Genomic DNA, 24,442 nt, shown 5'->3' with positions numbered 1-24,442 from the left:
GCGGGGTGAGAAGTCGGGGAGTGCACGCGATTTCCGCTGCGCTCGGGGGGAACGGGGAGGTGGGGGTGTGGCGCGGGCGGTACCGCGGCGATGTGATCCCGACAACAAAGTAGATGCTCGCACAACATAGAGTCAAGTGAAATATCTCATCGGTAAGTCAATGGCTCACAAGTTGTCCGAATTGGGGCGCGATGTGCCCGGCGGGGCGGCTTCCCCGACGCTCTACGCTGTGCGCATGGCAACCCTGCGCGATGCACAGAAGCAGCTGACGAGAAGGCTCCTCCTGGAGAAGGGACTGGAGCTGTTCGAGTCCAAGGGCTACGTCGCGACCACGATCGACGACATCGCGGCCGGCGCCGGGACCACCCGCACGACCTTCTACCTGCACTTCACCTCGAAGGCGCAACTGATGTCGGCGCTGATCGTGGAGGTGGACGCGATCCTCACCAGTGCCGACGACCCGCCGCTGTCCACGGTCGTCGAGTCCGGAAGCCGGGACATGGTGCGCACCTGGCTCGACCGGAAGATCGACCAGTGGGCGGTGATCCGGCCCTACGTGATGGCGGCCCACCAGGCCGCACCGACCGAACCCGAGATCGCCGAGTCGATGGAGAAGTGGTTCGAGGACACGGTCGCCGCGATGAACGAGGGCCTGGATCGCGCGGGGCGGTTCGAACCGGAGAACCGTCGGATCCGGTGCCTGCTCGCGTTCGGTCAGTTCGAGCACCTGTCACTGCGTTGGTTCCGCATGGGATGGAAGACGGTCGATCGCGAGACCGCTCTCGAGACCCTCACCGACTCGTGGTGTTTCCTGCTCACCTAGGGTGTGGCTCCCGATCCCCGCTGCGGCGCCCCGGCGTCCCGATCGCCCGCCTGCGGCGTTGTCGTCGGCGCCGGACGATTGGTCGCGCCGGGTGCATCCGACAGGGACACACCCGGGACCGAAACGTAGACAGCCTCCCGCGATCGTCGAACGATCGCGGGAGGCTGTCGGGTTGTGGAGTTTCTGGTGCCGGTCAGTGCGAGAGCGCGAGACCGTCACGGTTGCGGGCGGAGTCGTAGCCCCACAGCCAGTCGGTGTACTTGTAGCTGGACGTGTCGCGGGTACGGAACAGTTCGTTGCGGGCCTCGCGGCCGGCGCCGTCCAGGTGCCACAGGTCGCCCCACATGCGGCCGGTGGTGAGGATGCGGTTGCAGCGCGGTGCGCGTTCGGTGTTGACGTCGCGCAGGATCTGCGGCCAGTTCGCCGTGTCGCCGCGCAGGTCCTCGGCGGCGTAGTCGGACAGGCACTTCGCGTCCTCGAGCGCCATCACCGCGCCCGACGCCAGGTACTGCAGCGGCGGGTGCGCGGCGTCGCCGAGCAGGATCATCCGGCCGTCGATCCAGTTGTCCACCGGGTCGCGGTCGAACATCGGCCACCAGCGGTCCGTCCACATGTGCTTCAGCGCCGAGCGGACCGTCTCGTGGCAGTGGTCGTAGGCGGGCAGGAGTTCCTCTGCGCTGCCCCACATCTCCTCGCCGCGCAGGAAGGCGGGCGACTGGAACACCGCGACCTGGTTGAGCATGGCGCCGCTGCGCAGCGGGTACTGGATGAAGTGGCAGCGCGGTCCGATGTAGCCGACGACGTCCTCGAGTTCCTCCTCGAGGCCGGCCTCCTCCATGGGGATGGTGCCGCGGAAGGCGACGTAGCCCGACCCGACCGGCTTGTCGTCGTGCAGCTTCGGTCGCAGTACGGAGTGCAGGCCGTCCATGCCGAGGACGACGTCCGCGCTGTGCACGCTGCCGTCGGCGAGGGTGACGTGGGCCAGATCGCCCTCGGTCACGACGTCGGTGACGGTGGCGTCGTTCACCAGGGTCGCACCGGCGCGCCGGGCGGCGGAGACGAGGGCGGAATGCAGGTCCGAGCGGTGGACGACGAAATACACTCCGCCGTACCGCTGCTGGTACTCCCGTCCGAGATCGACCTTGGTGAGCACCTCCGCGGTGATCGCGTCCCGGAACACCAGGTTCTTCGGCAGGACGCCCTTCGCGATGACCTCGTCGAAGATGCCCCACTCCTTGAGGATTCGGGAGCCGTGCGGGCCGATCTGCAGTCCCGCACCGACCTCGCCGAACTCGGCGGCGCGCTCGAACAGCGTGACATCGGCACCCTTTCGGGCGAGGGCGAGAGCGTTCGCGGCTCCGCCGATGCCGCCTCCGGCGACGATGATCCGTGCGCCCTTCAATTCGGACATGACACTCCTTGTCGATCGATTCGGTTGGGTCAGTGCGCCATGACGGGACTGCGCGGCGCGTCATCCGAGGCGGGGAATCGCTTCCACACCACGGTGAGCAACAGCGACGCGATCAGCGCGCTCAGGGCGAAGAGCAGGAAATTCGAGTGTGCACCCAGGCCGGCGGCGAGCAACCATCCACCGATCTGCGGTGCGGCGACGGCGCCGACCCGGCCGACACCGAGCGCCCAGCCGAGTGCGGTGCCGCGCAGGTGGTCCGGGTAGTACGAGGCGACGGCCGCGATGATCAGGCACTGCGTTCCGTGTGTGCCGACACCGGCGAGCACGAAGATCAGGTACACCACCGCGGTGGGGGGTGACAGCAGCAGCGCGAGCAGGGCGAGGCCCGCGACGAGCGCGGCGACGATGCTCGTGGGAATGGTTCCGAACCGGACGCCGCCCCACGCGGTCACGAACGAACCCGCGACGGCGCCGAGGTTCAGGGCCAGTGCGAACGTCAGGGCGCTGCCCAGGTCGGTGCCTGTGTTCTGCATCAGCTTCGGCAGCCAGGTGCCGAGTCCGTACCAGGCGAGCAGCGTCACCATGGTGGCGAGGGCGAACATGATGCTGATCGCGCGGAACCGGGATCCGAGCAGCGCCCGGAATCCGGAGGCGTCGGTCGCGGGAGCGTTCTCGGCGGGCGTGGACGACGGCAGGTACTTCAGCGCGAGCGGGACCAGGACGACCAGCGGCACGACGGCGAACAGGAACATCGGTCGCCAGCCCCAGTTCGGGATGACAGGGATGCCGATGAGTGCCGCGATCGATCCGCCGATCGGGACGCCCGACATCATCATGGTCGCGACCGCTGCGCGCCAGCGTGCCGGAACAAGCTCCGCGGCAAGTGCATTCGACGTCGGGACCAGTCCGCCGAGGCCGAGGCCCGCGATCAACCTCATCGTGCCGAACATCGCCGGACCGGTCGCGAACGAGCACGCCATGGTGAACACCGAGAGCACGATGAGGCAGCCGATGACGGCCTGCTTGCGGCCGATGGCATCGGAGAGTCGGCCGGCGAGGACCGCGCCGAGCATCATGCCGACGAAGGCGAGGCTGCCGAGGGTGCCCGCGGTCGAGGAGCTGATGCCCCACTCCTTCTGCAGGCTGGAGATGACGTTGCCGTAGACAATGAGGTCGTAACCGTCGAAGACGACGAACAACCAGCAGACGATCACAGCGATCGCGCTACCACTGTGCAGGACGATCTTGCGATCGTCGTGAGCGGGCGGGACGTCGGGTGCCGCTGTCGACATCGTGGCCTCGTTCGCTCGGGGGGATTCTGATCCGCGCATTGCTCCACGGTGCTGCGTGTGAGCTGGGCCCTGCAATAGAGTTCTGTTGTGCAGAATCATGGGAGGTCGGCGAAGAAGCCGTCGAAAACGATCACCCGCCCGTCGTACGCGCTGGAGTCGGTGGACAACGCCCTGCGGCTGCTGCAGATGCTCCGCGACGTCGGCGCGCTGCGACTCAAGGACGCCGCCGGGGAGCTCGGGATCGCGCCGTCGACGGCGCACCGCCTGCTGTCGATGCTGGTCTACCGGGGTTTCGCGGTCCAGGACGAGAAGCGTCGGTACCACCCGGGTCCGGCGATGGGGGTGGGGCCCGCGCAGCAGGGCTGGACCCGCGAGCTGACCGATCTGTCCCGGCCGCACATGGAGGCACTGGCCATCCTGTCGCGGGAGACCGTCAACCTGGTGATCCGGGTCGGTTCACAGGCCCGGTTCCTCGCCACCGCGGAGTCCGAGTCGATGCTGCGAGTGGGGGACCGGCAGGGTCAGGTGCTTCCCGCGGAGGACGCCGCGGGCGGTCGGATCCTGTTGGCGGAGTTGCCGAGACAGGTTCTCGAGCAGCTCTACCTGCGGCCCGCGGAGGAGCCGCACATCGATCCGCGGCCAGCTCCCGATCCGCGGGCGGACCGGCGGTTGGCGCCGGGGGAGTTCGAGATCTTCGTGGCCGAACTCGAGGCCGCGCGGCGGGTCGGGTTCGCCGTCAACGTCGAGCGGACCGAGGAGGGGGTCGCCGCGTTCGGGGTCGCGGTCCGCAACGCGCGACGGCGGGCGATCGCGGCGATCACCGTCGCGGTTCCGGCCACCCGCTACCGCCAGCACCTGGACGGCAGGCTGGTCGTGCAGATGCAGGCGGCAGTGCGTGATCTCGAGATCGACGTGGCGCACATCGAGTGACTGCCGCGCACCCGGACCCCACAAGTTCTGCACAGAAGAATTGAATGCACTGCTCGGCAGCCTGCGACCTACGTTGGGACCAACGCAGAACGTGTCCCGCTTCACCAGGAGAGGTCATGACGGCAACCGACGACACCACCGACCCGGAACTCCGGCAGCTCTACGCCGACTTCGAGTCCGAGAACCTCAACCCGCTGTGGACGCAGCTCGGCGACCTGATGCCGATGGCGCCCGCATCCAGGGCGGTTCCGTTCGTGTGGAAGTGGTCGACCCTGTATCCGCTGGCGCAGCGTGCCGGCGACCTCGTTCCGGTCGGTCGCGGCGGCGAGCGTCGCGCGATCGCGCTGGCCAACCCCGGTCTCGGCGGCGTCCCGTACGTGACGCCGACGCTGTGGGCCGCGATCCAGTACCTGGGTCCGAAGGAGACCGCCCCCGAACACCGGCACGCGCAGAACGCCTTCCGGTTCGTCGTCGAGGGTGAGGGCGTCTGGACGGTCGTCAACGGTGATCCCGTTGCGATGCGTCGCGGCGACTTCCTGCTCACCCCGGGCTGGAACTTCCACGGTCACCACAACGAGACCGATCAGCCGATGGCGTGGATCGACGGTCTGGACATCCCGTTCGTGCACTACACCGACACGGGGTTCTTCGAGTTCGGTTCCGACGGCGTCACCGACGAGGGCACCCCGGACATCTCGCGGTCCGAGCGACTGTGGGCTCATCCGGGCCTGCGTCCGCTGGTCGGCCTGGACCGGCAGACGAGCTCCCCGATCGCCTGCTACCGGTGGGAACACACCGACCGCGCACTGACGGAGCAGCTGGCGCTCGAGGACGAGGGTCACGCCGCGACACCGGAGCCGGGGCATGCCGCGATCCGGTACACCAACCCGACCACCGGTGGCGACGTCATGCCGACCATCCGGGCCGAATTCCACCGGCTGCGTGCCGGCGCCCACACGCGTCCGCGCCGCGATGTCGGGTCGACCGTCTTCCAGGTGTTCGAGGGGCAGGGCCGGTTCCTGCTCGGCGGCACCGAGCACCTCGTCGGCAAGGGCGACATGATCGTCGTGCCGTCGTGGGTGGAGTGGTCCCTGAGCACGGACGAGGGCGTGGACCTGTTCGCCTTCTCCGACGCACCGATCGTCGAACGTCTGCACTTCAATCGCACCCATGTTTCCGAAGGAGCCTGATCCACATGCGTCTCGCAACCCTCCGCAAGGGCGACGCCACCGTCGCCGTCCGTGTCGACTCCGACACCACGGCCACCGTCATCGACGGCTATGCCGACCTGTCCGCACTGCTCAGCGATTCCGACTGGAAGTCGTTGGCGGAGAAGGCGTCCGGTGAGAACGTCGCTCTCGCCGACGCCGACTACGCGCCGGTCGTCCCGAACCCGAGCAAGATCGTGTGCGTCGGCCTGAACTACGGCACCCACATCAAGGAGATGGGCCGGGACCTGCCGGAGTACCCCACCCTGTTCTCGAAGTTCAAGGAAGCCCTCACCGGCCCCTACGACGACGTGATCGTGCCCGCGTACGCCGCCGGCCAGATCGACTGGGAGGCCGAGCTGGCCGTCGTGATCGGCAAGCAGGCGTACCAGGTGTCCGAGGCGGACGCCGCGGAGTACATCGCCGGCTACTCCGTCATCAACGACTACACGATGCGCGACTACCAGTACCGCACGCTGCAGTGGGACCAGGGCAAGACCTTCGAGAAGACCAGCGGCTTCGGTCCGTTCCTCGACACCGACTACGTCCTCGGCACCAAGATCGAGACCCGGCTCGAGGGTGAGGTCATGCAGTCGGCCAGCACCGACGACCTGGTGTTCACCCCGGCGAAGCTGGTGGACTACCTCTCGCACATCGTGACGCTGCAGCCCGGCGACGTGATCATCACCGGCACCACCGGCGGTGTCGGACACGCCCGCAAGCCCGCCCGCTACGTCCAGGACGGGGAGACGGTCGAGGTCAGCATCGAGGGCCTCGGTTCGGTGCGCAACAAGACCATCGTCAAGTAGGAGCACCGGCTGTGGGGTTCAACGATCTCGACCTGTCCGAGCGGCTGCTGATCGCCCGGCGCGGTACCGCGTACTTCGCGCAGCGCCTCGCCGAGTTGACCGACGAGGAACTTGCCGAGCCGACCCCGCTCACCGGGTGGTCGCGCAAGCACCTGGTGGCACACGTCGGCTACAACGCGGCGGCGCTGTGCCGGTTGATGGACTGGGCGGCCACCGGGACCCCGACCCCGATGTACGAATCGACCGAGCAGCGCGGCCGCGAGATCGAGGAGGGCTCGACGCTGAACGCGGCGGCGCTGCGGAACCTGTTCACGCACACCGTCGCCCGGCTCGACGAGAAGTGGCGGCACCTGCCGTCGTCGGCGTGGTCGGCGGAGGTGCGGACTGCGCAGGGTCGTCTCGTGCCGTCGTCGGAGACCGCCTGGATGCGCACCCGTGAGGTGTGGATCCACGCCGTCGACCTCGGCAACGGTGGACAGTTCGGGGACTTCCCTCCGGTGGTCCTCGACTCCCTCTTCGACGACATCGTCGGGATGTGGCGCCGCAAGGAACTCGGTGCCGGTCTCGTGCTCGAGGTCGAGGGCCGCGAGCCCGTCGCGGTGGTTCCGGAATCCGATGCGGCGGTGAAGGTTTCCGGTCCGCTCGCGTCGATGGTCCGCTGGGCCGCCGGACGCGGCGCCGTCGGGCTCACCTCCGGTGCCGACGTCACGCCACCGCACTGGCTCTGACGTCGGCGAGTGAACGGGGCTGCAGGACCGCGATCCGGTCCGCGGCCCCGTTCTCGTTTCCCGAGAACCCGGGCCGGTTCTTGCCGATCAGGCAATCCAACTTGCTCGGATGTCACGGTCTGGCGCACTGTGGGGGTATGGACGCGACGAACGAGGCGATGAGCGAGGCCGACGAGTGGGACACCCGCTACCGTGAGCGCGACCGCGTGTGGAGCGGCGAACCCAACGGTGCGCTGGTCCACGAGGCGACCGGCATGCGGCCCGGTCGCGCCGCCGACATCGGCTGCGGCGAGGGCGCCGACGCGTTGTGGCTCGCCCGCCACGGATGGTCGGTCACCGCGCTGGACGTCTCGCGGGTCGCGCTCGACCGGGCGCGGGCGCACGCAGACGGCGCCGGGGACATCACCTGGCTGCACGCCGGACTGCTGGACGCCGACCTGCCCGCGGGCGGTTTCGACCTGGTGTCGGCCCAGTACCCGGCGCTGCGCGTGACCCCCGACCGGGCCGCGGAGCGCGCGCTGCTCGCGGCGGTCGCCCCCGGCGGCACCCTGCTCGTCGTCCACCACGACATGCGTGACGCCGACGCGATGCGCGATCGTGGCTTCGACCCCGACGACTGGGTCGCACCCCGCGACGTCGCGGCGCTGCTCGACGCCGGATGGCGCATCGACGTCAACGAGGTCAGGGAGCGGTCGATCAACGGCGGCGCCGGCGCTCACCACACCCACGACGTGATCCTGCGCGCGCACCGTCTGGCCTGAGCCCCGCGTCACGGTGCCCCGCCCCGCCCCGCCCCGCCCCGCCCGCACCGCCCGGCTGAAGGGCGCTTTCGTTCGGTTCAACCGCACGAAGGTGCCCTTCACCCACGTGTGGGGCGACGGCGGATCAGGTAGGCCAGGTGCCCGCCGACCGCGCGATCACCCGTTGCCCGGACCAGATCGACGGCTCCGGCGATCCGGTACACCGGCGGGAGCTTCTCCCCGTTCGCCTCGGAGGCGAGGAGGAGATCGCCGCTGTCGGTGAAGGCGACGGCCTCGCCCTGCGGCTGGTCGGGTGACGCGACGACGACCGTCGGATCCCCGGTCAGCGCCGCGGCGACGTCGTGGTCCTCGACGTGCTAGAGGAAGACGTCCTTCTTGGTGCGCAGGGCGGCGGTCGACCCGTCCGCGGAGAGTGCCGCGCCGGTGATCGGCCGCACCTCGTCGTCGTTTCCCAAGGTCGCCACCGTTCCGGCGGCAACCAGTGCGGTCGGGGTCTCGGGGGACAAGGTGTGGACGGTCGCGCCGTCGGCCGTGGTGTAGACGGTCGCCTGCGCGGCGTCGACCTTGGTCACCAGGACCGGTGCCCCGGTCGCGGTGAGGACAAACGCTTCGACGTCGTGGGCGCCGTCGGCGAAAGTCACCGGCAGCAGCCTCTGCTCACCGGTCGACGGGTTCACTCCGATGAGTGCGATCGACTCGCGGTCGCCGTCGTTGTCGCCGGTGTCCGCCAGCCAGACAGTACCGTCGCTGCCCAGCACCAGATCTTCGACATCGCTTGTGGGGAAGCCGATCTCGATCCGCCGGATGATCTGGCAGCGGGAGTCGAGTACGGCGAGCCGGTCGTCGCTGCCGCGGTCGGCGATCGCGAAGCCGCCGTCACCGGACCAGACGAGGCCGGACAATTCCTCCAGCGCAGGGTCGGTTGGCGTGCAGTGGACGGAAGGGGCCGTGGCGTCGGCGCGGTGCGCCTCGGCCGCGGCCACGGCGGGTCCCGCCATGCTGACCAGGACGGCGGCCGCGGCTACCACGTATCTGCTGCTGTGCACGATGTGTTCACCCGGCCGTCTGTTGCGTGTCGGCTCCGGCAGCGGCGGAGTTCACGGCCGCCGCCCAGGCTGCGAACATGAACGACGCACTTGCCTGCCGCCCGGTCCGCGACGTGCTGCTCGAGCAGAACCCACACGTAGCTCCCGCGCAGGCGTCGGCGTTGGTGATGGAGGGCCTCGTCCTGGTCAACGGCCGACCGGCCCGGCACCCCGGCCAGCTCGTCCGGCCGACCGACCGCGTCACCGTCGCCGGTGCCCCGACACCCGTGCGGCCTCGCCTCGTGGCCGTAGCCTGACGAACCGACCACGGTGGCGTGGCCGGTTCGTCGACCTCAGTCGGTGCGCTGCGCCGCCAGTGCCGCGGTGCGCTGATCGATCCAGGTACGCATCGTGTCGACACTCGACTGCAGGTCCTCCGCGCTGAGACTGTCACTGAGCGGGACGGATTCGGCCAGCTGGTCCAGGGTGTCGGACGCGAGTCCGCTGGTGTACATCCGGTCGAACAGATCCCAGTAGGCCGCCTGGTACACGTCGGTGAACGCATCGGACGCCAGGAACCGGGTCTTCAGGGCGTTCGACGACTGCCGTCCACCGCCCGCACCCATACCGGCACCTTGAGCTCGACCCTGCTGCGCGCCCTCGGCGCCCGCCGTGCCGGCCGCACCGGCCGCACCGGCCGCACCGGTGTTGCCGCGGCGAGTCATCCCCTGCTGCGGTGCCGTTCCCTGCTGTGCTGCAGTGCCCTGCTGTGCTGCCGTTCCACGCTGCGGTGCCGTTCCCTGCGGTGGCGTCGTGCCGTCGGTCGGCGCGCCTGCGCCCGCCGCGGCACCGCCATCGGTCGCCGTGACCGCGCCACCGTCGGCCGGGGCGGCGGCGCCACCGCGACCACCCATCCCCATCGAGACCGTGTCGTTCGGGCCGGTGGTGGTGCCGCCCGTCATCGCCATGTTGAGGTCCCAGGAGACGACGGTGATCTTCCCCGTGTCGAGGTCGTACCAGAGATAGTAGTTCTGGCCCGGTCCGCTCATGTCGTCGCCGTTGACGAGCAGGTTCTGTGTGGCCACGTAGTCGGCGAACGAGTCGACGTCGACCCAGTCCGCCAGGTGCGCGTCGAACTCCTCGTCACTCGCCGAGTCCAACCACTTCAGGAAGTTGATGATCGGCTGCAGGTTGCCGCTGCCGACGGCGTTGATCTGCTTGAACTGGTCGGCGTAGGCGGACTGGTCGTCGCCGGCGTACTCGAACCGCGAGTTCGCATCGGCCTTGTAGAGGTAGCCGTCGGAGTCGAACAGTGAGTTGGCGTACCCGTCGTCGGGGTGCTCGAGCAGCAGCCGGGTCGTGGTGGCGCTGTCGTTGATGGAGTACACGGCGTAGGTGTAGCGCTGGGACGCCTGGTCGGTGTCCGCGGTCAGCGACAGTGCCATCGCCTCGTTGAGCACGGGGGAGCCGGGCCGGATCGACAGTTCCGTCAAACCCTGGTAGGCGCGGCCGGATTCGTTCTCGTCGAAGCTGACGAGCAGCGGCAGCGACGTCGGATCGTCCGCCGACGCCTGCTGTGTCATGCCACCCATGCCACCACCCATCGCGCTGCCCCCTGCGGGTGCCTGCCCGCCCTCGGGAAGTTGCGCACCCTCCGGAGCGGTGACACCGTCGGGAAGCTGGAACCCTTCGGGCAGTTCCATTCCTTCGGGCAGTTCCATTCCCTCCGGTGGGGCGAAACCGCCGCCGCGCATGGCGTTGTCGCCGCGCACGCCCATGAGGGTGGAGTTGCCCTTGATCCGGACCGAGACGTCGCTCACGAGGGTGCCGTCGATGGTGATGTCGGCGAGCACCCACTTCTTCTCGCCGGTGCTCTGGAACGTGTCGATCATGTCCTTGTACTCGGCATCGCTGATCTCGAGGGACACCTCGTGGTCGACGGTGGTGTCGAACAGGTCGACGGTGCCGGTGATGTTGTCGGTGATCTCGGACGCGATGACGGTGGCGTCACCGGAGATCTGGGGTCGGATGCGGGTCGCACCGAAGACGGTCGCCATGACCGTCACGAACGCGACGAACACCACCAGCAGCTTCCAGTGCTGACGCAGTGACGTCGGGATCCGGTGCCGGAGACTGAGTTTCGGGACCGGCGGTCCGGCGGTGTTCGTCGGTTGCATCAGATGTCCGTCTGGTCGTATCCGGTCAGGACCGTGACGCGTTGGCCGGTGTTGACGCCGCTGAGCGCGGAGATCAGTTCCGTCGGCTTGCGTTCCTTCTTCAGCTGCGCGGTGTAGTACAGCTCGTTGAGGGCGCCGGCGCGGACCGCTTCGGTGGAGACGAGCTCGAATTCGGTGCAGTACTGGATCAGGACGTCCTCGACGAGGGCGGCGTACTCCTGCTCCGGCGGCACCTGCACCTTGACGACCTGACGCTGGACGTCGAGCTTGAACCAGTTGAACTTGTTCATGATCAGGAGCACGAGGCAGATCGCGACGGTCGCGGCGATGGCCAGCAGGTAGAACCGGGTACCGGTGGTCATGCCGACCGCCATCACCAGGAAGATGAACCCGACATCACGGGTTTCCTTGATGGCGTTGCGGAATCGGACGACGGACAGGGCACCGACGAGGGCGAACGCGCGGGCGATGTTGGAGCCGACGACGAGCATGATCAGCGAGATGATCATGCCGACCATGACGAGGGTCTGCACGTAGGACTGGCTGTAGGAGACGTTCTTGTGGGTGTAGCGGTAGACCCAGCCGATGATCGCGGACAGCACGAACGCCAGCGACAACGACACGATGATGTCGAATGTGCTGAACGTCCCGCTCAGGTCTTGCAGGTCGAAGTTCATGGATTTCCTGTCGTAGGTGTGGAATACGGCGAAGAGCGGTGCCCGGCGACGGTCAGCTCGCGGCGGGGGTGGCGGCGTCGAGCACGTCGGCGGGGGCGAGGCGGTCGTAGCCTGCGGGCAGGACGAGTTCCGGTGCGCCGCTACGCGAGTGCGGTGCGAGCCCGAACGCCTCGATCGACTGGCAGTACTTCGAGACCCGGATCACCGACATGTTCAGGCGGGCAGTCAGATCCGTCGCCCAGTACGGGACGCGTTCGTTGGCCTTGAGTTCGACGATCGCGAGCTTCGGCGGGATGATGAACCGGTTCTCGGCACCGGAAGCGAAGTGGAAGTCGCGGTCGCGGCCGTGGATCTTGTGGTCGATCGTCACCCGCAGTCCGAGGTCGGCCTCCCGGCCGACGAACGCCTCCCGCAGGTAGCCGGTGGTGACCATCGGCCGCAGGTCGAGGTTGCCGATCAGCGTGGTCACCTCGTTCACGAACGGTCGCTGGGCGGGATCGCACTCGATGTCCTCGCGGCCGTTGAGCCAGCGCTGCGCCACCGCGTAGGGCAGGGCGATGCGACGTTTCTGGGTGACCCGGTTGACGCGTTGCTTGATCTCGATCTGCACCGGGGTGTCGTCGGTGCAGTCGGACGGCTGGCCGTACAAGCGCAGGCGCAGTTTGCGGCGGAATTTGAGGCCCTCGATCTTCTCCCAGTAGAAGCGCAGATCGGGGGTGTCGTAGTACAGGGAGGTCACCGGGTATCCGCCGTGCGGTGAGTACGGGTCGGTGTCCATCCGGGCGGCCAGTTCATGCCGCAGTTCCGGGACCTTCATCTCGTCGACGAAGTACTTGATCTCGTACCGGTTGAACGCGTGCAGTGCACTCGCGGTCTGCTGGAAGCCGATCGGGGCTACGGGGGCCCGTTCCGCCGACTCGGGTACGGAATCCGGGTCGGATCGTTTCCGGAATCGGTCGAACACACTCATGGCTGCGGCATCTCCCGGATCAGTCGTTTACAAGGTGAACGACTCGAGTACAGTCCATGAACGTCAAAAGAAAGTTCAAAGAAGCTGGCAATCGGCTGGGAGTCGACTCGGCGGGCCACGATGCCGGTCGGCGAATCCCGGTGTGGGGGGACCGCGTCCGGCCTGTCGAGATCGGTGGGGATACGCTCGCTGCGGAAGTGAATGCATGGGGTGGATCACCGTATTCGCCGGCGAGGAGTGACGATGACCGACCTGGTTTCGACCGGATTCAACGAGAAGCTCGGGCTCACGCTGACGGCGCGTGGACCCGAACGCGTCGCCGCGACGGTGGACTTGACTCCCGAGCATCACCAGCCGTTCGGAATCGTCCACGGCGGTGTGTACTGCGCGGTCATCGAGACCCTCGCCAGCATCGGTGGTGCCGAGTACTGGACCGGCCCGGGCCGCACCGTCGTCGGGGTCAACAACAACACCGACTTCCTGCGTGCCGTCAGCGAGGGCACCCTCGAGGCGGAGGCCCTGCCGATTCACCGCGGCCGCACCCAGCAGCTGTGGGCGGTGACGCTGACCGGCGCCGACGGGAAGCTCGTGGCCCGTGGACAGGTTCGGCTGGCGAACCTCGAACGCCCGACCGCGTAGCCGCGCCGCGGGCCGTCACCGGGTCACAGCCGCGACGGCGGTGCCGTCACATTCGCGACGGCGGTGCCGTCACATTCGCGACGGCGGTGCCGTCACATTCGCGACGGCGGTGCCGTCACATTCCCCGGCGCAGCGTCACCCGGTAGGTGTAGTGCTCGGGCAGGAAGTAGCTGACGGACACCTCGTCGACGCGGCCCTGCGCGTCGGAGTAGACCCGGTCGATCCGCAGCATGGGGTGCCCGACGTCGCAGCCGAGCGCCGCGGCGACCGCCTCGGTCGCCGGCGCCACGGTGATGGACTGCGCGGCCTCGCTGATCGGGCTGCTCAGGTGCGGCTCGAGCAGTCCGATGATCGTCGACGTGCCGACCGCGCGGTCCATGAGTTCCGGCGCGTCGGTGATGTGCCGGGCGATGTGTTCGGGAAGGTGCACGGTGGTGTGGACGAACGGGGTGCCGTCGTGGATGCGTCGGAACACCACCGTGTGCACGATGTCGGTGTCGATGCGCAGCCGGGCCGCGGCCTCGATGTCGACCCGGCGGCGCAGCGGCTCGAGTACCTCCATCGCGGTGTCGTCGGAGAGGTTCATCAGGTCTTCGATGGAGCCGTGGTGGCGCAGGTAGCGACCGGTGGTCCGCGAGTCGGTCGCGAACGTGCCGCGCCCGGGTACCCGGTAGACGACGCCTTCGGCCACGAGATCGCTGAAGGCGCGACGGACGGTCTGCCTGCTCACGGAGAACTGTTCCGCGAGTTCGAATTCGGTGGGCAGACGGACACCGTCCCGGTAACGCCCGTCCGCGATGTCGGCGCGCAGCGCGCCCGCGACGAGCTGGTACGCCGGAACGGTGTCCTTCTCCCTGGTTCTCATGACCGTCCGATGATAGTGGGCCAGTCGGTCAGATCCCGCCGCGCGCGACGAGTTGGCCGGCGATGACGTTGCGCTGGATCTCGTTGGTGCCCTCGCCGACGATCATCAGCGGCGCGTCGCGGAAGTAGCGTTCGACGTCGTATTCGGTGGAATACCCGTACCCGCCGTGGATGCGGACCGCGTTGAGGGTGATCTCCATCGCCACCTCGGACGCGTACAGCTTCGCCATGCCGGCCTCCATGTCGCAGCGGTCGCCGGCGTCGTACTTCTCGGCGGCGAACCGCGTCAGCTGCCGGGCAGCGGTCAGCTTCGTCGCCATGTCCGCGAGATAGTTGCCGATCGACTGGTGCTTCCAGATCGGCTGCCCGAAGCTCTCCCGCTGCTGGGCGTACGCGAGGGCGTCCTCGAGCGCGGCGGCCGCGACACCGAGCGCGCGGGACGCCACCTGGATGCGTCCGGTCTCGAGGCCCTTCATCATCTGCCCGAAGCCCTTGCCCTCGGTGCCGCCGAGGACGGCGGTCGCCGGGACCCGGTAGTTGTCGAATGCGAGCTCGCAGCTCTCGACACCCTTGTAGCCGAGCTTGGGCAGGTCACGCGAGACGGTCAGGCCGGGGCCGTGTTCGACCAGCACGATGGAGATGCCCTTGTGGCGCGGTGTCGCGGCCGGATCCGTCTTGCACAGCAGTGCAATGACATCCGAGCGGCGGGCGTTGGTGATCCACGTCTTCGCGCCGTTGATGACGAGGTCGTCGCCGTCACGCTTGGCGTTCGTCGTCATCGCCTGCAGGTCGGAGCCGCCGCCGGGCTCGGTCAGCGCCATCGTCGCGCGGATCTCGCCGGTCGCCATCCGCGGCAGGTACTGCTGCTTCTGCTCCTCGGTGCCGAACAGGCCGAGCAGCTTCGCGACCACGGTGTGTCCGCCCATCGCGCCGGCGAGCGACATCCACCCGCGGGACAGCTCCTCGGTCACCTGCACGTAGCACGGCATCGACACCGGGGCGCCGCCGTACTCCTCCGGGATCGCCAGACCGTAGATGCCGATCTTCTTCATCTGCTCGATCCACTGTTCGGGGTATTCGTTCGCGTGCTCGACCTCCTGCACGGTCGGCTTGACCTCACGGTCGACGAACTCTCGAACGGTCCGGACCAGGAATGCCTCTTCGTCGTTCAGGTAGTAGCTCACGCGGGACGTCCTCGCCGTGTCGCGGGCCCTGTGAGCCCGGGGAAGAATTTGTACGGCCATTGTTGCCGAGTGGTCGTACAGATGTCAACGCGTGCTCCTCTCGTCCACGTGCGAGCCCAGGGCCATTGCGCGAATCGCGGGCGCATCCCGGTGGAGGCGCTGGTCGGTTCCGGTTGGTGCGGCACGGCCCGGCCGCGCATAATGGCCGTACATTATTGGCAGCGGTGGGCGAGGATCCGTCTGCTCACCCGAGAACACATCCCGAAGGGATCGACAGTGATCGCAGCACGGCGACGAGCAGCACTGGTAGCGCCCGGGTCCGACGAACGCAAGGCCCGCAAGGCACTCGAGTCCGCGGCGGACGAGGTCGTGCTCGATCTCGAGGACGCCGTCACGCCCGCCCGCAAGGACGAGGCGCGCGACCTCGTCGCCCGCCTCGTCCGCGAGTACGGCGCCACGCGGGCCGTCTCCGTCCGGGTCAACGGCCCCGGCACCGAGTGGTTCCGGGCGGACCTCGCCGCGGCCGCGGAGGTCTCCGGTGAGCTGGCGTCGATCGTGATCCCCAAGGTCGAGTCCGTCGCCGACCTCGATGCCGCCGACCGGCTGCTGCGCGGCGCCGAAGGGGTGCCGCTGCGGGTGCAGGCGCTCGTCGAGACCCCCACGGGTGTGCAGAACGTCGTTGCGATCGCGGCCGGTCCGCGGGTCGTCGCCGTCATCATCGGCTACGCGGATCTCGGTGCGGCGCTGGGTCGTTCGACATCGGTCCGGCCCGCCCAGTGGCTGTACGTGCAGGATCGGGTACTGCACGCCGCCCGCGCGGCCGGGGTGGACGCGATCGACGGACCGTTCCTCGGCATCAAGGACGACGAGGCGTTCCGGGACGCCACCCGATGGGTCGCCGACCTCGGCTTCGACGGCAAGTGGGTGATCCACCCCGCGCAGATCGACACGGCGCAGGAAACCTTCACGCCGACGGCCGAGCAGGCCGACCAGGCCGAGAAGGTCCTCGCCGCGCTCGAGGAGGCCGAGACCCTCGGCGCCGGAGCCGCTCAACTCGACGGCCAGATGCTCGACGAAGCCGTCGCCGTCGCCGCCCGTCGCACCCTGGCCAAGATCGGAGCCTGACCGATGACCGCACCCACCCACACCCGCACCGTCGCCGTCGGCGGACCGTACTTCGACGAGCTCACCGTCGGCCAGGTCTTCGACACCGCGCCCGCCGTCACCCTCACAGACGGGCTCGCCGCGGCGCACCACGCGATCCTCGGTGACCGACTGCGGTTGCCGCTCGACGCGCACCTGTCGACCGCGGTCGCCGGCGGCCCGCTCGCGCACCCGGGACTGGTCACCGACGTCGCGATCGGCCAGTCAACCCTTGCCACCCACCACGTCAAGGCCAACCTCTTCTACCGGGGGCTGCGGCTGCACCGGCTGCCGCTGATCGGTGACACCCTGACGACCACCACCGAGGTCGTCGGGCTCAAGAGCAACTCGGTCAAGCCCGGGCGGGCCGCGACGGGGCTGGCCGCGCTGCGCATGAACACCGTCGATCAGGACGGCCGCACCGTCCTCGACTTCCACCGCTGCGCAATGCTTCCCGTGCGTCCGGGCACCGACCCGGCGACCGCGGTACGGACCGACGACCTGTCGGCGATCGGCGCCGACGGCCAGCCGAACTGGGTCGTGCCGGAGGGACTGGACCTGGACGCCTACCGACACCGCGTGCCCGGTGCGCACTTCGACGCCTCGCTCGTCGGCACCCGGTTCACGTCGAGCGGTGACGTCGTCACCAGTGCACCGGAACTCGCCCGCCTGACGCTCAACATCGCGGCCACCCACCACGACGAGCGGGTCGGCGCCGCCGGGCGTCTCGTCTACGGCGGACACACCATCGGGATCGCGCTCGGGCAGGCCGCGCGGGCGCTGCCGAACCTGGTGACGGTGCTTGGGTGGCAGTCCTGCGATCACACCGGTCCCGTCGCCGAGGGCGACACCCTGACCAGCGACCTGTATGTCGAGAGTGCGTCCGCGCTGCCCACCGGCGGCGGCACCCTCGACCTGCGCTCGATCGTCTTCGCCCACCGCGGCGGTGCCGACCCGGCGCCGGTGCTGGACTGGCGGTTCACCGCGCTGTTCGCCTGAGGGATGCGGCTCCGCCGCAGTGGTGGGGGGGGGGGGGGGGGGGGGGGGCCCCCGCGCCCGCGCGCCCCCCCCCCGCCGGCCCGGTCCCCCGCCCCCGGCCGCGGGCCCCGGCCGCGGGGGGGGGGGGGGGCGCCGGGGGCGGGGGGGGCGCCCGCCCCGGCCGCGGCACCCCCCACCCCCACCCCCCCCCCCCCGCCCCCCCCCCCGCCCCCCCCGCCCGCCCGCCCCCCCCCCCCCCCGCCCACCACTGCGCGAAGCGCGGATCAGCGGTACGCGAGCACCGTGCGGCGTACCGCGTCGGCGGTCGGGGCCGCCAGGACCTCGGCCAGCGGGGAATGCAGGAGCACCACGTCGCCGTCCGCACCGACGACGACGCGTCGCGCCGGTCCGCCCGGGTCCGTGACCGGGGCCAGGTACCCGTTCAGGGCCTCGGTCGCCGCCAGACGCTCGTCCGCGCCGACGACGTCGCCGGTGGGTGCGCGACGGTCCACCGCCGCCGCGATCACCCGCCACGGGTCGAGCGGGCCGTACGGTGCGTCGCTGGACAGGGCCACCGGGATCCCGGCGTCGAGCAGGGACCGGCAGCGGTACAGGTCCGGCTGGTCCGCCGGGTCGACGTCGCGCAGGTAGTCGTCGCCGCGGTCGGCGAGGAACCCGGGCTGGGTGACGACCCGCAGCCCGAGTCGCCGTATCCACGTGAGGGTTTCACGGGGAACCACCGCGCCGTGCTCGATCCGGTCTCCCGGGACGGTGCCGACCTCGTCGAGGACGACCAGCAGGATCAGCAGTGCCTCCCGGGTCACGCAGTGCACCGCGACCGGTCGCCGGGCGGCGTGCGCGGCGCGGATGGTGCCGGCGAGGGTGTCCAGGTCGGGAAGCCCGGAGTCGGCGAGGACGATCTTGTACGGCCCCACCGTCGGACCCGCGGACGAGTCGCCGCGCCCCGGCTCGGCCAGCGGCGCTCCCAGGAGGTGGACCCGCTGCGGCAGGTCGCCCGAGGTCATCGCCGCCTCGATCGCCCGCTGGGAATCGGGCCGCAGGTCCGGCGTGGCATCGGTGACGGAGGTGATCCCGAAGCCGGTCAGGGCGGCACCGACCGCGGCGAGCGACGGGGGGCCGGACGTGGGCAGTCGGGTGCGCAGCCAGTCGTCGGCGCGCCACACCCGCCCGGTCGGCGCGCCCGTCGCGTCCCGTTCGACACCGGGGTGCTCGGCCGACACCAGCCCGGTCGCGGCGACCGCCGCCGAGTTCAGCACCCACATCGCGCCGCTGCGGTGCTGGATCCGTGTCGGCCGGTCGCGGTGCAGACGGTCGAGGGCGGCGGCGTCGAGATCGCCGGCCACCGATTCGATGTAGCCGACGCCGCGGACCCAGCCGTGGGCGTCCACCGGTGCGGCGGCCAGCGCGGCCGCCAGTTGCCCGGCGCCGCGGACCGCGGGCGGCCCGCACCGCACGGACGCCGCGTCCGCGGCCGTGGCGTGCAGGTGCAGGTGATGGTCGGTCAGGCCGGGGATCAGCGCGCCGCCCCCGGCGTCGACCAGTTCGGCGCCCGCGCGTGACAGGTCGGGGCCGACGGCGACGATCCGGCCCGCCTCGATCCGGACGTCGACCCCCGTCACGCCGTCGACCTCGGCATCGACGACGAGCAGGGGTGCCGTCATCGCGCCACCACCGTCGAGATGCCCGCCGTGGGAATGCCGAGGGACCGCAGGACCGACACGGTGTCGGCGCCGAGGTCCGGCGCCGTTCCGGGGACCTGACGTCGGCGCGGCTGCACGACCTCGACCTCGCCCTCCGCCGTGTCGACGACCCACCGGTCACCCTGCCTGCGGGTCGGGGGAGCGGGGCCGTCCGCCGCGGCGGTGAGCGTGCCGGCCACGACGTCGGTCATCGACACGTCGATCAGCCGTCCGGGTGCGTCCGCGGAGCAGGCGAGCGCCGCGGCCGTCAACCCGGACAGGGGGTCCGCGATGGCGTCGCCGACGAACATCGGACCCCGCTCGTCCACCGCCACCAGTCCCGCAGACGCCGCGATGTCGTCGCCGAAACCCACACGCCCGCTTGCCCGACCACCCACGGTGATCGACACCCACGTGGCGCCGCGGGCGGCCGTCTCCTGCGCATCCAGCCCGAACCCGGCCAGCGCCCGCGGGCGGGACGCCTCGATCACGATGTCCGCGGCGGCGACGAGTTCGGCCAGCGCCGCGCGGTCCGCGGGCACGGCGGGATCGAGGCACACCGACTCGTGACCGGCGTGCATCAGCGTGTAGAAGTCGCGGTTGCCCCGGCGCGCGCCGTCGGGGCGGGACGGCGTCTCCACCTTCACCACCCGCGCGCCGGCGAGGCCGAGCAGATGCGCGCACAGCGGCGCCGCCCACAGCGACCCGAAGTCCACGACGAGCAGACCCTCGACACTGCGCGTCCCGCGCAGTGGTGCACTTTCGGAGGCCCGGGCCTCCGAAAGTGCACCAGTGCGCGAAGCGCACACCCCGAGCATCTCGGCGCGTTCGGTCAGCTCGTCCCCGGTGTGGGTGGACAGCCAGGCGGCGACCGCGGGCCACGGGTCGGCGGGATCGAGGTCCGCGCAGACCAGCGCGCCGAGCAGTAGCGGATCGTCGGGTCGGGCGCAGGACACCGCGGCCCAGCCGTCGGCGGTGCGCAGCAGCCGCCCACTACCGCCGAGTGTGACGTCGCCGCGACGCGTGAAGCCGGTCAGCGCGGCCCGTTCGGACAGCAGTCGCGCGCCGTCGACCTCCGGTGCGCGTCCGGCGAGCGCAGCCGACGCGGTGATCTGCGCTGCGAGGGTGCGGGCGACGGTGGCGGCCGCACCCGGGGGGACGACGGGCGGCCCGTCGGGGCGGCCGGTGAGGGCGAGGGCGCCGGATTCGGCCCAGTCCCGCACTCGGCTCGACGGTGACGCGGCGGCAGTGGACACGTCGCGATGGTACCCCGGTGTCCGAGTCGAAAATCCTTTGCTGGCAGGCTGGAACGATGGGATCACCGCACGACGTCATCACCCCGGCCGCACTCGCCGCCGGCGCCGCGGACTGGCCGCTGCTCACCGAGGGAGCGGCCGTCGACCGGCCGTTCCTCGTTGTCGATCTGGACGCAGACCTCGACGCCGCCACCGCCGCGCGGGCGGCCGACCGCGCACTGGGCGCCCCCCGCCTGCTCATCGGCCGGCGGACTCGCACGGAGCCGCTGACGGCGCCGCAACTGCAACTGACCGCAGCGCTCGACACCACCCTCGCGCCGCCCGCGGCCGCGACCGACCGGACCCTCGTCGCCGCACCCGACCCGGCCACCGCCGTCGAGGAGCTGACGGCGGTGGTCTCCGACCAGGAACACGCGGCGATGGTCCTCGGCCACGTGCTGCGGGCAGCCGAGTCGTTGCCGGTCCCGGCGGCCGTCGACATCGAATCGCTCGGGTACTCGACACTGCTCGGCACGCCCGGCTTCCGCCGCTGGCTCGCGGCGCGCGGTCCGCGGCCGCTGCCGCCGCCGGCGCCGCAGGTGCCGGTGCTCGTCGACCGCGAGGGCGATCGGCTGCACGTGACGTTGAACCGGCCCGAACGACGCAACGCCTACGGTGCCCAGGTGCGCGACGGCCTGGTCGAGGCGTTGCGGCTCGCGCAGGCCGACGACACCATCACCTCTGTCCTCCTCGACGGTGCCGGGCCCGTGTTCTCCGCGGGCGGCGACCTCGACGAGTTCGGCACCACCCCGGATCTCGCGACCGCGCACCTGATCCGGACGAGGGCGGGCGCCGCGCGACTGGTCGCCGCGCTCGCCGACCGCATCGAGGCACGCGTGCACGGCAGCTGCGTCGGCGCCGGCATCGAGGTGCCCGCGTTCGCGTCCCGAGTCGTCGCGGCCCCCGGCACCGTCTTCCGGCTGCCGGAGGTGTCGATGGGCCTGATCCCCGGCGCCGGAGGCTGCGTCAGCGTGCCGCGCCGGATCGGCCGCTGGCGCGCCTACTGGCTGTGTGCCGTCGGCATCGCGCTCGACACCGAGACGGCGCTCGCCTGGGGCCTGATCGACGAGATCGCCTGAGGATAGAGAAACGCCCCGGATCCGAGGAGGAATCGGATCCGGGGCGCGGGAACGTCAGTTGCGTTGTCCCGCAGCCGACAACGCCGCGTCAGAGGTGCCGGGCACACCCAGACGCTCCGCCGCGGCGGTGAGATTGCGGCGCCGCTCGTCCACCGTGTCGCCGGTCCAGAGCGTGTCGGCCCACAGCACCAGATCCTCGACACCGCTGTCCCGGTAGGCGGAGAGGATCCCCGGGTCGGTGGTCGACACCCGCACGTAGCAGGGGAACGGCTCGGCGTTGCCCGACTCGCGGCGCAGCCGGCGCAGTTCGGTGACCAGTGCCACCGCTTCGTCCGGGGTCGGGGTTCCCGACGCGAACCACGCGTCACCCAGCCGCGCGGCCCGGGCCAGCGCCGGTGGCGTGTTGCCGCCGAGGACCACGGGAATGGGCGCGGGACGCGGGTGTACCTGCACCCGGTCGAAGGTGAAATGCTTTCCCGTGTGCTCGAATTCGACTCCCGACCACGACTTGCGGAGGATGTCGAGACATTCCTCGGTGCGGGAGAACCGGGTACGGAACGGCACCGAGAGGGCGGCGAATTCCTCCTCCAGCCACCCCGATCCCACGCCGAACAGCACGCGGCCGCCGCTGAGTTCCTGCACCGAGATGGTGGTCCGAGCGGTGTGCAGCGGGTGCCGCAGCGCGGTCACGTACACCGCGGTCCCGAGTTTGATACGTGACGTGACCGCCGCGATCGCCGCGTGGGCCACCCACGGGTCGATCAGTTCGGTGTCGGTGTCGACGATCGTCGCGTGATGCTGCACGGTTCCCGTCGTGGGATGTTCGCTGCCGTATCCGGCGGGCCGCAGGACGTGCTCGCCCAACCACAGTGCGTCGAAGCCCAGCTCGTCGGCACACACCGCGAGCTCGACGAGTTCGGTCACCGTCATTCCGTATGCACTCAGTCCGATCGACCCCACGGGCCACTTCCTTTCCGTTCGAGATGGTTTCGGGCGCTCGCGCGGATCGCCGCGCTCACATCTTGCTCAGCGAGTCGGCACCGCCGACGAGCATCGCCGCGGCGACGCCGACGGCGGTCACACCCGTCATGATCAGCGCGATCGCCGCCACCTGCGGGTAGCTGCCGTTGGACCAGGCGTCGAACAGGATGGTGCCCATGACCTGTGTCTTCGACGCCCGCACCAGCAGCGAGGCCGTGAATTCGTGGGTCAACAGCACGAAGATCAGGGCCGCGGTGCCACCGAGGCTTCCCCGCATGAGCGGCAACAGGATCCGGGTGTTGGTACGCAGGAACCCGGCACCACTGACCCGGGACGCCTCCACATAGCTGTCGCCCAGGGCGAGCATCGTCGACAGTTGCATCCGCGTCGCGAACGGGAGCATCAGCGTCACGTACACGAGAATCACCACCCACGGCGTGCCGTACAGCACCAGCGGACCCTCGGTGTAGGTGAGCAGGAAGGCCGCGCCGAAGATCACCGCGGGGACACCGAGCGGCAGGGACACCAGGACATCGGCCAGCAGCCGCAGGGCGGGGTACCGCACGCCGCGGACGATCAGGCTGGCCGCGACGAAGCCGAGCGGTAGGACGATCGCCATCGCGGTCAGCGAGAAGACGAGGCTGTTGGTGATCGCGGACGGCACCGCAGCGGTGCTGAACACGGCCTCGAAGTTCGTCAGGGTCAGCGTCGAGAAGTCGATCGTGCCGCGCCAGTAGCGGGACAGGGCGACGAACGCGAGCGCGAAGACGGGCAGGACGGTCGACAGGAAGGAGAACAGCACGATCAACGCGACGCCGAGTCGGGAGGGCCTGCCTTGGGAGCGGAACGCCTTGCCGCCGTGGGTGACGAAACGCTTCTGGTTGCCCAGCAGCGCCTTCTGCGCGAACACGACCGCGATGCCCGCCAGCAACAGGGGTGAGCCGAGTGCCGCGGCGGTGGCGAACTGCGCCGGGCTGTCGCTGATCTGGAAGTACATCTCGGTGGTCAGGACGCTGACGCCGGTGTTCGTTCCGAGCAGCAGGGGAGCGGTGAACTGGCCGAGCCCGAGCAGGAGCGCGACGCCGCCCCCATAGATCAGCGTCGGCCGCAGCAGCGGCAGCGTGATCCTGAAGAACACCTTCCACTCGGGCATCCCGGAGACCTGCGCCGCCTCGAGCATCTCCGAATTGATGTTCGAGAATCCGGAACTGACGAACATGTACACGAACGAGCTCAGTGAGAATCCGGTGATGATGACGATCCACTGGATGGAGTAGATGTCGACGGGGCCCTCCTCCAGGTGGGACCACCAGGGCAGGTTCCGCAGCGCCGCGTTGAGGTAGCCCGGCCGCGGGGACAGCAGGAACGCCCAGCCCGCGATCGCCGCGACCGACGGGATGACGATCGGCAGGATCGGCAGGATCCGGAGGAATTCGAGCCGGCGGGGCAGCCGGCTCGCCGCCCACGCCAGCGCCGTCCCGAGCACCATCGCCACCACGAGTGAGCCGAGGGCGAGGCCGACGGTGTACTTCAGGATCTGTCCGATCCGGTCGAGCCCGAACGCCCTCGAGTATCCCGCGGCGCCGTCCTCGAACGCGGTTGCCTGCAACCGGACGATCGGGACGACCACCAGGTAGCCGAGGAAGGCGACGAAGGCGAGCACACCGAGACGACGCGCGGCCGAGCGCACCCTCGCGTTCGCGAGGGCCGAATGCCCGCCCGCCGCGGGTGCCGCCGGCGAGGTCGGGAGAGTCAGTGTTGCCATCGA

The 24,442-nt window shown here is 70.0% G+C and carries 24 protein-coding genes; 12 read left to right on the top strand and 12 right to left on the bottom strand.

Going from position 1 to position 24,442, the window contains the following annotated elements:
* Positions 1–235: 235 nt before the first annotated feature.
* Positions 236–823: a TetR/AcrR family transcriptional regulator gene (locus ACFYVR_RS17555; protein ID WP_387475345.1), complete on the top strand. Its 588-nt coding sequence runs from the start codon at positions 236–238 to the stop codon at positions 821–823.
* 193 nt (positions 824–1,016) lie between these two features.
* Here ACFYVR_RS17555 and ACFYVR_RS17550 read toward each other — a convergent pair whose 3' ends face one another.
* Positions 1,017–2,234 carry an FAD-dependent monooxygenase gene (locus tag ACFYVR_RS17550; RefSeq protein WP_387475343.1) on the bottom strand — a complete coding sequence of 406 codons (1,218 nt, stop codon included), beginning with the start codon at positions 2,232–2,234 and terminating at the stop codon, positions 1,017–1,019.
* Positions 2,235–2,263: 29 nt separating this feature from the next.
* Entirely contained in the window at positions 2,264–3,526 is a 1,263-nt protein-coding gene (locus tag ACFYVR_RS17545) for an MFS transporter (protein ID WP_387475341.1), read from the bottom strand.
* An 87-nt stretch (positions 3,527–3,613) separates the two neighbouring features.
* On the opposite strand from ACFYVR_RS17545, the gene ACFYVR_RS17540 reads away from it, so the two are divergent.
* The 6 genes from ACFYVR_RS17540 (at position 3,614) to ACFYVR_RS17515 (ending at position 8,258) form a co-directional block, all read left to right on the top strand.
* Positions 3,614–4,456 carry an IclR family transcriptional regulator gene (locus ACFYVR_RS17540; protein WP_387475339.1) on the top strand — a complete coding sequence of 281 codons (843 nt, stop codon included), beginning with the start codon at positions 3,614–3,616 and terminating at the stop codon, positions 4,454–4,456.
* 116 nt (positions 4,457–4,572) lie between these two features.
* Entirely contained in the window at positions 4,573–5,646 is a 1,074-nt protein-coding gene (locus ACFYVR_RS17535) for a cupin domain-containing protein (protein ID WP_387475337.1), read from the top strand.
* Between the two features lie 5 nt (positions 5,647–5,651).
* Positions 5,652–6,473 (top strand): fumarylacetoacetate hydrolase family protein, encoded by an 822-nt coding sequence (locus ACFYVR_RS17530; protein ID WP_387475335.1) that lies wholly within the window; start codon positions 5,652–5,654, stop codon positions 6,471–6,473.
* Positions 6,474–6,484: 11 nt separating this feature from the next.
* Complete coding sequence (locus ACFYVR_RS17525; RefSeq protein ID WP_387475333.1) at positions 6,485–7,201, top strand: maleylpyruvate isomerase family mycothiol-dependent enzyme; 717 nt, start codon at positions 6,485–6,487, stop codon at positions 7,199–7,201.
* A 137-nt stretch (positions 7,202–7,338) separates the two neighbouring features.
* A complete protein-coding gene (locus tag ACFYVR_RS17520) occupies positions 7,339–7,962 on the top strand; it encodes a class I SAM-dependent methyltransferase (RefSeq protein WP_387475332.1) in 624 nt (207 codons plus the stop codon).
* 137 nt (positions 7,963–8,099) lie between these two features.
* Entirely contained in the window at positions 8,100–8,258 is a 159-nt protein-coding gene (locus ACFYVR_RS17515) for a hypothetical protein (RefSeq protein WP_387475330.1), read from the top strand.
* A 60-nt stretch (positions 8,259–8,318) separates the two neighbouring features.
* Here the strand turns inward: ACFYVR_RS17515 and ACFYVR_RS17510 are convergent, their stop codons facing one another.
* A complete protein-coding gene (locus tag ACFYVR_RS17510; RefSeq protein WP_387475328.1) occupies positions 8,319–9,008 on the bottom strand; it encodes a hypothetical protein in 690 nt (229 codons plus the stop codon).
* A 77-nt stretch (positions 9,009–9,085) separates the two neighbouring features.
* Between ACFYVR_RS17510 and ACFYVR_RS17505 the strand changes: the two genes are divergently transcribed.
* Entirely contained in the window at positions 9,086–9,304 is a 219-nt protein-coding gene (locus ACFYVR_RS17505) for a S4 domain-containing protein (RefSeq protein ID WP_387475326.1), read from the top strand.
* Positions 9,305–9,340: 36 nt separating this feature from the next.
* Here the strand turns inward: ACFYVR_RS17505 and ACFYVR_RS17500 are convergent, their stop codons facing one another.
* The 3 genes from ACFYVR_RS17500 to ACFYVR_RS17490 are packed head-to-tail and all read right to left on the bottom strand — an operon-like array spanning position 9,341 to position 12,811.
* Positions 9,341–11,164 (bottom strand): CotH kinase family protein, encoded by a 1,824-nt coding sequence (locus ACFYVR_RS17500; protein WP_387475324.1) that lies wholly within the window; start codon positions 11,162–11,164, stop codon positions 9,341–9,343.
* Positions 11,164–11,841: a DUF4956 domain-containing protein gene (locus ACFYVR_RS17495; RefSeq protein ID WP_387475322.1), complete on the bottom strand. Its 678-nt coding sequence runs from the start codon at positions 11,839–11,841 to the stop codon at positions 11,164–11,166. Before ACFYVR_RS17495 ends, ACFYVR_RS17500 begins: the two co-directional genes overlap by 1 nt.
* A gap of 52 nt (positions 11,842–11,893) precedes the next feature.
* Positions 11,894–12,811 carry a polyphosphate polymerase domain-containing protein gene (locus tag ACFYVR_RS17490; RefSeq protein ID WP_387475320.1) on the bottom strand — a complete coding sequence of 306 codons (918 nt, stop codon included), beginning with the start codon at positions 12,809–12,811 and terminating at the stop codon, positions 11,894–11,896.
* A 243-nt stretch (positions 12,812–13,054) separates the two neighbouring features.
* Between ACFYVR_RS17490 and ACFYVR_RS17485 the strand changes: the two genes are divergently transcribed.
* Entirely contained in the window at positions 13,055–13,450 is a 396-nt protein-coding gene (locus ACFYVR_RS17485; RefSeq protein ID WP_387475318.1) for a PaaI family thioesterase, read from the top strand.
* 115 nt (positions 13,451–13,565) lie between these two features.
* On the opposite strand, the gene ACFYVR_RS17480 is transcribed toward ACFYVR_RS17485, so the two are convergent.
* Both ACFYVR_RS17480 and ACFYVR_RS17475 read right to left on the bottom strand, forming a co-directional pair.
* A complete protein-coding gene (locus ACFYVR_RS17480) occupies positions 13,566–14,315 on the bottom strand; it encodes a GntR family transcriptional regulator (RefSeq protein ID WP_387475316.1) in 750 nt (249 codons plus the stop codon).
* Positions 14,316–14,343: 28 nt separating this feature from the next.
* Positions 14,344–15,498 carry an acyl-CoA dehydrogenase family protein gene (locus ACFYVR_RS17475; RefSeq protein WP_387475314.1) on the bottom strand — a complete coding sequence of 385 codons (1,155 nt, stop codon included), beginning with the start codon at positions 15,496–15,498 and terminating at the stop codon, positions 14,344–14,346.
* A gap of 276 nt (positions 15,499–15,774) precedes the next feature.
* Here ACFYVR_RS17475 and ACFYVR_RS17470 point away from each other — a divergent pair, with 276 nt between their 5' ends.
* Positions 15,775–16,623 carry an HpcH/HpaI aldolase/citrate lyase family protein gene (locus ACFYVR_RS17470; RefSeq protein ID WP_387475312.1) on the top strand — a complete coding sequence of 283 codons (849 nt, stop codon included), beginning with the start codon at positions 15,775–15,777 and terminating at the stop codon, positions 16,621–16,623.
* A gap of 3 nt (positions 16,624–16,626) precedes the next feature.
* Complete coding sequence (locus ACFYVR_RS17465) at positions 16,627–17,640, top strand: MaoC family dehydratase (protein WP_387475310.1); 1,014 nt, start codon at positions 16,627–16,629, stop codon at positions 17,638–17,640.
* Positions 17,641–17,903: 263 nt separating this feature from the next.
* On the opposite strand, the gene ACFYVR_RS17460 is transcribed toward ACFYVR_RS17465, so the two are convergent.
* Together ACFYVR_RS17460 and ACFYVR_RS17455 are read right to left on the bottom strand one after the other, a co-directional pair.
* On the bottom strand, positions 17,904–19,301 hold the full coding sequence (locus tag ACFYVR_RS17460; RefSeq protein WP_387475308.1) for an amidohydrolase family protein: 1,398 nt from the start codon (positions 19,299–19,301) through the stop codon (positions 17,904–17,906).
* On the bottom strand, positions 19,298–20,575 hold the full coding sequence (locus ACFYVR_RS17455) for a CoA transferase (RefSeq protein WP_387475305.1): 1,278 nt from the start codon (positions 20,573–20,575) through the stop codon (positions 19,298–19,300). Before ACFYVR_RS17455 ends, ACFYVR_RS17460 begins: the two co-directional genes overlap by 4 nt.
* A 56-nt stretch (positions 20,576–20,631) precedes the next feature.
* Between ACFYVR_RS17455 and ACFYVR_RS17450 the strand changes: the two genes are divergently transcribed.
* On the top strand, positions 20,632–21,693 hold the full coding sequence (locus ACFYVR_RS17450; protein ID WP_387475303.1) for an enoyl-CoA hydratase/isomerase family protein: 1,062 nt from the start codon (positions 20,632–20,634) through the stop codon (positions 21,691–21,693).
* A gap of 54 nt (positions 21,694–21,747) precedes the next feature.
* Here ACFYVR_RS17450 and ACFYVR_RS17445 read toward each other — a convergent pair whose 3' ends face one another.
* Complete coding sequence (locus tag ACFYVR_RS17445; protein ID WP_387475301.1) at positions 21,748–22,653, bottom strand: TIGR03619 family F420-dependent LLM class oxidoreductase; 906 nt, start codon at positions 22,651–22,653, stop codon at positions 21,748–21,750.
* Positions 22,654–22,708: 55 nt separating this feature from the next.
* Positions 22,709–24,439 carry an ABC transporter permease gene (locus ACFYVR_RS17440; protein WP_387475299.1) on the bottom strand — a complete coding sequence of 577 codons (1,731 nt, stop codon included), beginning with the start codon at positions 24,437–24,439 and terminating at the stop codon, positions 22,709–22,711.
* Positions 24,440–24,442 lie beyond the last annotated feature (3 nt).

Origin of the sequence: Rhodococcus sp. NPDC003318 (assembly GCF_042879035.1) — a bacterium.
Classification (GTDB): domain Bacteria; phylum Actinomycetota; class Actinomycetes; order Mycobacteriales; family Mycobacteriaceae; genus Rhodococcus_G.
This window is presented reverse-complemented; position numbering and strand designations above follow the sequence as displayed.

Bases quoted from the DNA above. Each gene is read 5' to 3' on its own strand.
- ACFYVR_RS17530 (WP_387475335.1), top strand. From the start codon at position 5,652: ATGCGTCTCGCAACCCTCCGCAAGGGCGACGCCACCGTCGCCGTCCGT.
- ACFYVR_RS17555 (WP_387475345.1), top strand. From the start codon at position 236: ATGGCAACCCTGCGCGATGCACAGAAGCAGCTGACGAGAAGGCTCCTC.
- ACFYVR_RS17480 (WP_387475316.1), bottom strand. From the start codon at position 14,315: ATGAGAACCAGGGAGAAGGACACCGTTCCGGCGTACCAGCTCGTCGCG.
- ACFYVR_RS17495 (WP_387475322.1), bottom strand. From the start codon at position 11,841: ATGAACTTCGACCTGCAAGACCTGAGCGGGACGTTCAGCACATTCGAC.
- ACFYVR_RS17450 (WP_387475303.1), top strand. From the start codon at position 20,632: ATGGGATCACCGCACGACGTCATCACCCCGGCCGCACTCGCCGCCGGC.
- ACFYVR_RS17535 (WP_387475337.1), top strand. From the start codon at position 4,573: ATGACGGCAACCGACGACACCACCGACCCGGAACTCCGGCAGCTCTAC.
- ACFYVR_RS17440 (WP_387475299.1), bottom strand. From the start codon at position 24,439: ATGGCAACACTGACTCTCCCGACCTCGCCGGCGGCACCCGCGGCGGGC.
- ACFYVR_RS17520 (WP_387475332.1), top strand. From the start codon at position 7,339: ATGGACGCGACGAACGAGGCGATGAGCGAGGCCGACGAGTGGGACACC.
- ACFYVR_RS17460 (WP_387475308.1), bottom strand. From the start codon at position 19,301: ATGACGGCACCCCTGCTCGTCGTCGATGCCGAGGTCGACGGCGTGACG.
- ACFYVR_RS17545 (WP_387475341.1), bottom strand. From the start codon at position 3,526: ATGTCGACAGCGGCACCCGACGTCCCGCCCGCTCACGACGATCGCAAG.
- ACFYVR_RS17485 (WP_387475318.1), top strand. From the start codon at position 13,055: ATGACCGACCTGGTTTCGACCGGATTCAACGAGAAGCTCGGGCTCACG.
- ACFYVR_RS17500 (WP_387475324.1), bottom strand. From the start codon at position 11,164: ATGCAACCGACGAACACCGCCGGACCGCCGGTCCCGAAACTCAGTCTC.
- ACFYVR_RS17505 (WP_387475326.1), top strand. From the start codon at position 9,086: ATGAACGACGCACTTGCCTGCCGCCCGGTCCGCGACGTGCTGCTCGAG.
- ACFYVR_RS17465 (WP_387475310.1), top strand. From the start codon at position 16,627: ATGACCGCACCCACCCACACCCGCACCGTCGCCGTCGGCGGACCGTAC.
- ACFYVR_RS17490 (WP_387475320.1), bottom strand. From the start codon at position 12,811: ATGAGTGTGTTCGACCGATTCCGGAAACGATCCGACCCGGATTCCGTA.
- ACFYVR_RS17550 (WP_387475343.1), bottom strand. From the start codon at position 2,234: ATGTCCGAATTGAAGGGCGCACGGATCATCGTCGCCGGAGGCGGCATC.